Origin of the sequence: Pseudoalteromonas sp. TB64 (assembly GCF_000498095.1) — a bacterium.
Lineage (GTDB): Bacteria > Pseudomonadota > Gammaproteobacteria > Enterobacterales > Alteromonadaceae > Pseudoalteromonas.
This window is the reverse complement of record NZ_AUTQ01000022.1, coordinates 1-8028: the sequence shown is the minus strand read 5'-3', so window position 1 is coordinate 8028 and position 8028 is coordinate 1. Positions and strand designations below refer to the sequence as shown.

8 protein-coding genes and 1 pseudogene are annotated in these 8028 nt (G+C 36.1%); 7 read left to right on the top strand and 2 right to left on the bottom strand.

The window, feature by feature from the left end:
• The 5 genes from L647_RS0100780 to bfr (L647_RS0100760) form a co-directional block, all read left to right on the top strand.
• On the top strand, window positions 1-720 hold a 720-nt coding region (locus L647_RS0100780), incomplete at its 5' end, for a cation diffusion facilitator family transporter (RefSeq protein WP_024609517.1).
• A gap of 98 nt (window positions 721-818) precedes the next feature.
• The gene (locus L647_RS0100775; RefSeq protein ID WP_024609516.1) at window positions 819-1889 is read left to right on the top strand and encodes a PepSY-associated TM helix domain-containing protein; all 1071 of its coding nucleotides are present in this window, start codon (window positions 819-821) and stop codon (window positions 1887-1889) included.
• Between the two features lie 72 nt (window positions 1890-1961).
• Complete coding sequence (locus L647_RS0100770; RefSeq protein WP_024609515.1) at window positions 1962-4097, top strand: TonB-dependent receptor; 2136 nt, start codon at window positions 1962-1964, stop codon at window positions 4095-4097.
• Window positions 4098-4359: 262 nt separating this feature from the next.
• Window positions 4360-4830 carry a bacterioferritin gene (bfr, locus tag L647_RS0100765; RefSeq protein ID WP_024609514.1) on the top strand — a complete coding sequence of 157 codons (471 nt, stop codon included), beginning with the start codon at window positions 4360-4362 and terminating at the stop codon, window positions 4828-4830.
• 14 nt (window positions 4831-4844) lie between these two features.
• Window positions 4845-5309 carry a bacterioferritin gene (bfr, locus tag L647_RS0100760; RefSeq protein WP_024609513.1) on the top strand — a complete coding sequence of 155 codons (465 nt, stop codon included), beginning with the start codon at window positions 4845-4847 and terminating at the stop codon, window positions 5307-5309.
• A gap of 64 nt (window positions 5310-5373) precedes the next feature.
• Here bfr (L647_RS0100760) and L647_RS0100755 read toward each other — a convergent pair whose 3' ends face one another.
• Together L647_RS0100755 and L647_RS0100750 are read right to left on the bottom strand one after the other, a co-directional pair.
• Window positions 5374-5568 (bottom strand): (2Fe-2S)-binding protein, encoded by a 195-nt coding sequence (locus L647_RS0100755; RefSeq protein WP_002960627.1) that lies wholly within the window; start codon window positions 5566-5568, stop codon window positions 5374-5376.
• A gap of 230 nt (window positions 5569-5798) precedes the next feature.
• Window positions 5799-6722, bottom strand: coding sequence for a LysR family transcriptional regulator (locus tag L647_RS0100750; RefSeq protein ID WP_024609512.1), 924 nt, complete (start codon window positions 6720-6722; stop codon window positions 5799-5801).
• Between the two features lie 224 nt (window positions 6723-6946).
• Between L647_RS0100750 and L647_RS0100745 the strand changes: the two genes are divergently transcribed.
• Entirely contained in the window at window positions 6947-7624 is a 678-nt protein-coding gene (locus L647_RS0100745) for a glutathione S-transferase family protein (protein ID WP_024609511.1), read from the top strand.
• A gap of 83 nt (window positions 7625-7707) precedes the next feature.
• Window positions 7708-8028, top strand: a pseudogene (locus L647_RS0100740) (NADH oxidase); the annotation flags it as partial.

The following is an 8028-nucleotide window of genomic DNA, read 5'->3' as shown; positions in this document are numbered from 1 at the left end:
GACGCACTGCATAACTTAAGCGATGCGGCTGCAATATTTATTGCTTTAGTAGCACGCAAGATTGGCAATAAACCTGCCAACGACACCCATCATTTTGGTTATAAACGAGCCGAAATACTCGCTACTCTTTTTAATAGCAGTACATTAATAATAATTGGTGTGTATTTAGTTTTCGAATCTATTTCGAGCTATTTTAATCCCCAGCCAATTAATGGTTGGATTGTTGTTTGGGTTGCAGCAATAGCGCTAGTAGTCGATTTAGTAACAGCGTTTTTAACGTACAGAGCTGGCGCAAATCACAGTATGAATATAAGAGCTGCATTTATTCATAATGTATCTGATGCAATGGCGTCTATTGTTGTAATTGTAGCGGGTACCTTAATCATTTTATATCAGTGGTATATAGTTGATTTAATAGCGACAATTTTAATTTCTGTTTATGTTATTTATCACGGCGTATTACTTCTCAAGGAGAGCTGTAAAATTTTAATGCAAGCCGCTCCCTCACATTTTGATAATGCAGCTGTAACTAAAGCACTAATTAAAAAATTCCAGATACAACACGTCGCTAGTATTAAAGCGTGGCAACTCGACGATAAAACCACCCACTGTGAATTAGTTATTAACACGCAAAACCAAATAGATTTAGAAGCTATTAAGCATTATTTACACGACCATTTTAATATTGAAAACTGCATAATCGAAAATCAAAAAATATGATTTTGGTCATATATTTAACAACTGAATTATTTAATTGAAAACAGCTCGTATTATCATTTACAATAAAAGACATTAAACGCATCGTTGAGATATTGTTGTTGAAACTCTGGTTAAGAAGAATTCACTTAGGCCTTGCCCTTATTAGCGGACTATTTTTATTAATAGTGAGCTTAACGGGTGCTGTTATGATTTACGCAAAAGACATTCAGCACTTAATAGAACCTGAAAAATGGCAAGTAATACCGCAAGCTACTTCAATGCATTACGATGAGCTTATACAAAGTGTACAAGATCAAACTAAGCAAAAAATCACTTTTTTTATGCCTGAGCAAAACGCTAATATGGCTTGGCAATTTAGATTAGCTGATAAAAACTATGCCAGCGTTAATCCCTACTCTGGGGCTGTATTAAGTACCTACGATTCTACCGATACTATTTATGGGTTTGCGATGGGATTGCATCGTTGGCTTTTATTTGAAGATAGTGACGGTAATAAAACCTTTAAAAACTGGATGTCAGTGTGTGCATTACTACTTTTAATAAATGTATTCTTCGGCTTTTATTTATGGGTAAAACCTAAAAACAGAATTAAACGTTTAGCTATAAAACCAAAAGCTAAATTTAGAGTATTGATGTACCAATTGCATACAGTGCTTGGTGTATATTTTTTTATACCCCTCGTACTTATCGCGTTTACTGGTATGGCATTTAATTGGAAAACACAAACTCAGTCTGTATTAGAATTTGTAACATTTAACAAAGTAGAACAAAGACCTAAAGCACCAAAAGTAATAAACCCCTCTCAAGCTGCTTTAAACTATAACGAAGCAATTAAAAATGCTGAAAATATATTCCCTGATGGCAAGCTATATAGAGTTTATTTACCTAAAAAAGATGACGATGCAATTGCACTGAGAATGCAAAACCCTGGCGAAAACCATGCTTATAGTTGGGTTTGGACAGATCCGTTTACTGGTAAAGTATTAAACTCATTTGATGCCAGTAAAACTAATTTTACAACGCAAGTATGGAACTTTAAGTATAAATTTCACATAGGTGATTTTGCAGGGCCTGTAGTGCAATTTTTATGGTTGTTAATAGCACTTTCATTAGCGTTTTTTATTGTAAGCGGTGTGTATTTTTGGTTAAAACGACATAAATGGAAATAAATCTCATTAACACTTGATTCGCTAGTTGATAATAATTACCATTACGTAAATTATTATCAACTAAGACTTTCCATGTTAAAAACTTCGCTTTGCCTTATTGCTGTTGCAATGAGTACTAACACGCTAGCAGATGAAAAGAATAAAAATGAATACACTTCTGATCAGTTAGAACATGTCATTGTATCTGGTAGTCGTATATCAGAGAGCATTGATGAAGTACCCGCCTCTATTACCGTTATTAATCAGCAACAAATACAACAGCATTTAAAAGTAAGTTCAGAACTGGGGAGCTTACTAGCGCAAATGGTTCCTGGGCTTGCACCAGGTACAGGTAGTTCAAGCAATTCGGGGCAAACACTTCGCGGCCGAGCTCCTTTAATAATGATTGATGGTGTACCGCAATCAACCCCTCTTCGCAATGGAGCTTTAGGTGTAAAAACGTTAGACGCCAGCGCAATAGCACGCATTGAAGTAATAAAAGGTGCTACCTCAATTTATGGTAATGGTGCTTCGGGCGGTATTATTAACTATATAACTAAACAAGCACGCAGTGATGGAAAGCCTGAAGGAGAGATTAGTATTTCAAGTCGCTTTAGCGCTGTTAAATTAGCAGAGAGTGGCGGTGGCAGAATATCGGCTGCGGTAAACGGTAAGCTCGATAAGCTTAGCTACCTATTAACGGCAAGTTATGAAGAAAACGGCGTACAACGCGACGCCGAAGGCGATATTTTAGGTTTGCAATATGGTTTATCAGACTCAGAAACACAAAATTATTTTACCAAACTAAGTTACGATTTTGACGATGATAAACAACTTCAGTTTAGCTATAATTTTTATAGGTCACAGCAAAAAACTGATTTAGGTGATGTAACTGGGAATGTCAATATAGGTGAAAAAACATACGCTACACACGTCCCAACAGCGCTTCAAAAACAAGGTAAACCGCAAGGACCTGAAGGCAACGAAAATATAACTTTAAAATATGTTGATTACGCATTGTTTGAAAACACACAAATGACACTCGACTTATATAAGCAAAATATAGAAAATGTGTTCTTCTACTCCACCGCTTTAGCTAACCTTGATGAAGGTTACACTGGGGGTCAATCCGTTATTAAATCAGACAAACAAGGCGCAAGAGCCACATTTAATAGCCAGTTTGATTTTGAAAACGTAACCGCGACTTTAATTTATGGAATTGATGCCCTAAACGATAAAACATCGCAACCTTTAGTCGATGGTCGTATATGGGTACCAGAGATGGACATGCAAAGTGTTGCTGGCTTTTTACAAACAAAGTGGGTAATAAACGATGATATTATTTTAAAAGTCGGTGTAAGAAACGAAAGCATTGATTTAAGCGTGAGTGACTATCAAACACTAAAACTTTGTAGTACTCCCACTCAATGTTCAGTGCCATTAAGTGTACGTGGAGACACTATTGATTACGATGCAACTACGTATAACGCTGGTATTAAATACAATTTAACAGATGCATTTAGCCCATTTTTTAGTTATTCACAGGGCTCTGACATTTCAGATATAGGTCGTTTGCTTCGCGCAGCAACCGTTGAGGATATTGCGCTAATTCAAACACAAGCTTCTATAATTGATAATTACGAAGTTGGTTTTACTTCACAGTTTGAAAACGTGCGTTTTGAATTTGCACTTTACAGAAGCACCTCTGAGCTAGGTACAAGTAGTGAATATAATGAAATAACGGGTGTTTACGAACCTGTACGCGCACCACAAGAAATATGGGGTTACGAAGGGTTAGTTAACTACACTATTACGCAAGATCTTAAACTAAGCGCAACTTATAGCTATGTTGAAGGTAAAAACACTGAAGCTGATGAGTACTTAGGGGCTGCTCAAATTAGTCCACCTAAAGCCACTGCTAATTTAACGTGGCAAACAAATGATAAGCTATCACTTGCGATGAGTTTTTTATATGTAGGCGACAGAAAACGTTTTGATAAAAATGAACAAGGTCAGTACATAGGGGATCAAGGTCCAGTTAGTAGCTACAACATGTTTAATTTAAGTGGCCAATACAATGTTAACGCACAATGGAGTGGATATTTTGGTATAGAAAACCTGTTCAATAGCGATTACTACCCTGCCCGCGCACAGGCTTACACCTACGGTGGATATAACATTAAAGGATTAGGCACAACGGCTACTTTAGGTGCTAAATATCAATTTTAACGAATAAATACGTAAAATACAGGCGTGCTCTACATGCCTGTATTTTTAACACTCCCCATAAATAATCCTCATTTTTATCCTATAGATCACGATTAGTTTTTAGATGCTAATACAAATACAAAATTGTTCACAAACCAAGCAATAACGCAAACTTAAATAAGAATCAAAATCAATAGTAACGCAATGATTTTTATAGAAAAACTTGCAATACAAGCTAATTATAATACACTGTGCACAATTGAAATTGTTAAGGTGGTTTATCATGAAAGGTAATCAAAAAGTAATCGATGCTTTTAATACATTGTTAGCTAACGAATTAGCGGCAATCGATCAGTATTTTATACACTCGCGCATGTATGACGACTGGGGTTTAAATAAGCTATACGAGCGCCTTAACCACGAAATGGAAGAAGAAAAAGATCACGCAGATTGGCTTATTAAACGCATCTTGTTTTTAGAAGGTGTGCCAAACATGACTAAACGTCGTGATTTAATCATCGGTAACGATGTAAAAAGTATGATGCAAAACGATTTAACACTTGAGCTAGAAGTAGTTGCCTGTGTTAAAGACGTAATCGCAATATGTGAAGAGCAACAAGATTATCAGTCTCGTACCATTTTAGAAAAACTATTATTTGATACCGAAGAAGACCATGTTTACTGGTTAGAACAACAACTTGGCTTAATTGATAAAATTGGTTCTGGAAATTATCATCAAGCACAAATGGCTTAGTAGGAGCATATAATATGAAAGGCGATAAAGACGTAATTGCGGCGCTTAACAAAATACTTGCTAACGAACTTGTAGGTATTAACCAATATTTTTTACATGCACGTATGTTTAAAGATTTTGGCTTTACTCAGCTAGATAAAGCAGATTACAAAGTATCAATTCAAAAAATGAAAAATGCTGATCGCTTAATCGAACGTATTTTGTTTTTAGAAGGGTTACCAAATCTTCAAGACTTAGGTCGATTACGTATTGGTGAAAATAGCGAAGAAATGATTGCTGCCAATATGGGTTTTGAACTCGATACTATTGATGAGTTACGTAGTGCAGTTAAACTTGCTGAAAGCAAAAAAGATTACATTACTCGTGAAGCACTTGATCATATTTTAAATGAACAAGAAGAGCAGATTGATTGGCTAGAAACCCAACAATTACTCATAAAAAATACGGGTATTGAAAACTACTTGCAGTCTCAACTGTAAAAGTAACAAACATAAAAAAAGCAGCCTTGGCTGCTTTTTTTATGTTTAAATTTTTAAAATGTAATTAAGCAACTTGATCCGTTACATCTGCAATTTGAATAAGTCTGCGATTAAGGATCTTTTTAGTACAACCACAACACTTACCGCATTGGCTGCCCACTTTAAGCTCTTTAGTTAATTCACGCATGGTTGTTGCACCATCGTCAATTGTTTGCTCAATTTTTTTATCGGTCACACCATGACATAGACAAATATACATGAATACAAACCACTCTCATTACATTTAGTATGTACATAGTAATCTAAACGAAAATAGTTATCAATTATTTTATTAGCTAACATATATCATTTTTAAATTTTTTATTCGAGTCACACAAACTGAGATTTTGCGACTAATTGAAGCTAAATAATATTCATCAATGGTGTTTATTAAAGATAGCTTAGATGTTTGCGAATACAAACCAAAGTTGATTCACGTGTCGCTAACCTTTATTCGCTTTTCTTAATTTCATTTTCTACTTTTATTCTTTGCACTAAAAAGTCTACGGCTGCTTTTACTTTTGGCACTAAGTAGCGCTGTTTTTGATACAACAAATAAACTGCCATATTAGAGTGTTGAGTTATAGCGAGCTCATGTTCAAATTTAAGCTCTTGCAACTTACCCGATTCTAGATATGAAGCTAACGCCCATCGAGTAGACATTAAAATACCTTCACCGTTACAAGCTTTTTTTGCAAGCCATGGTCCGTTATTTGAAATAGCGACAGCGGGTCCGGAAACATCATGCCACTGCCCCTTCATATTGCATAACCAAGGGGTTGGTCCCGATGGTGCTTTAAAATAAAGACCATTGTGCTGTTTTAATTCCATCGCATTAGAAGGCATGCCATATTTTTCTAAATAGCTGGGTGAAGCGACAGGAATAAACCCATTATCCATTAACCTTATTGCAAGCACGCGCTCGTTTGGAGCATACCCTCCGCGAATAGCAATATCCACATCGTCACGTCCAAGTGTTGATAGTTCATCACTTAAACTGACATCTAATGTAATTTCTGGATATAACAGGCTAAATTCATCCAACAAAGGAAGTAATATTTTTTCGCCAAAACCCACCATCGAACTTATGCGCAAACGCCCCATTGGCGTTGTTTGGTAACTACGAACTGTTTCATTACTTTGCTCTAGGTGATTTAATATTTGCTGCATGTCGTTATAATAAATCTGCCCTACTTCGGTCAGTTTAACGATTCGTGTTGAACGCTTTAGTAATGTTGCCCCTAAACTTTTTTCTAGATCAGCAACTCGCCTAGATAATGATGATGGCGGCACATTGAATACACTCGCAGCTTTAGTAAAACTACCCGTTTCGACTACTTTACTGAAATACCGTATTGCCCGTAGTTGATCCAACTAACTTCTCCATTAAATAAATTTTTGACAGCTCTTATTATTGTTTTAAAAACAAAAGTGATTGGTATTTTCCCCTATATATAATCAAATTAAAACAGGTAATAATGTATTTAGCATAAACATTGCAACCCAGACTTGTTGCAGCGTATTAAATACAGGGACTTTAATTTGCACTTTTGTTGCAATTAAAAATAGCCTTTACGTAAATGATAGGAAACTGATTTATGATTACTTTGCACGGTTTTGCCGCTAGTAACTATTACAACCTAGTGAAACATGTACTTTTATATAAAGAACTGCCATTTAAAGAAAACCTAATTTACGGTGGTAGCGAAGAATTATTAGCAATCAGCCCAGTAGGTAAAGTCCCTGCTATCACTACGTCTGAAGGTCTTAATCTTTCAGAGTCGAGTGTAATTTGTGACTTTATTGAAGAAACTTATCCCGCCACTGCGCTATATCCAGAAAATGCAGGTGAACGTGCTGTTGTTCGTCAAATAATGAAAATAGCTGAGCTTTATTTTGAACTGCCAAGCAGACGATTAATACCTTTTGTGTTTTCAGGTACTGAAGTTCCCGAATCGCTGAAAGCCGAAGTACGACAAGTATTAAATCGTGGCGTTATTGCATTAAGTAGCTTATGTAAGTTTTCACCTTGGATTGCAGGTGAGCAATTTTCAATGGCTGATATTTACGTTTATTACGTTAATACTATCGTTAGCGCATTTGGTGCAAGCCAACTTGATTGGGACGTACTTGCAGAAATACCAGGAATGAAAGAGTGGAATGATTCTATAAGCCAAACTGCTCTCGCTAAAAAAGTAGAGGCTGATCGCCTAGCAAATATGCCTGAGTTTCTTCAAAAAGTAAAAATACAGATTCAAGCGGCAAATGCTAACTAAGGCGTGTTGACCTAACTAAACAATAGCCAATGCAATAAAGTTATTGGCTCAATTAATTTAATCACTTGCAGGAGTTTAACCAAATGAGCGATAAAAACATCCAACTTACTTCAACAATTAGCGAAGATAATAAACTAACACTTGCTTTGAAAAACATCGAAATACCACAACCTGGTGCCGATGAAGTTGTTATTCGTATTGAAGCGGCTCCACTAAACCCATCTGATTTAGGGGTTTTATTCAGTGCTGCTGATATGTCTACCGCTGTACAGTCTGGTAACGATCAAAACCCTATAATTACTGCTGATGTTCCAGCTGAGTTTATGCTATCACTTAAAACGCGTGTTGGTAAAGCAACACCAGTTGGAAATGAAGGTGCTGGTACTGTTGTAGCAGCAGGCTCG

Bases quoted from the DNA above. Each gene is read 5' to 3' on its own strand.
- L647_RS0100770 (WP_024609515.1), top strand. From the start codon at position 1,962: ATGTTAAAAACTTCGCTTTGCCTTATTGCTGTTGCAATGAGTACTAAC.
- bfr (WP_024609513.1), top strand. From the start codon at position 4,845: ATGAAAGGCGATAAAGACGTAATTGCGGCGCTTAACAAAATACTTGCT.
- bfr (WP_024609514.1), top strand. From the start codon at position 4,360: ATGAAAGGTAATCAAAAAGTAATCGATGCTTTTAATACATTGTTAGCT.
- L647_RS0100755 (WP_002960627.1), bottom strand. From the start codon at position 5,568: ATGTATATTTGTCTATGTCATGGTGTGACCGATAAAAAAATTGAGCAA.
- L647_RS0100745 (WP_024609511.1), top strand. From the start codon at position 6,947: ATGATTACTTTGCACGGTTTTGCCGCTAGTAACTATTACAACCTAGTG.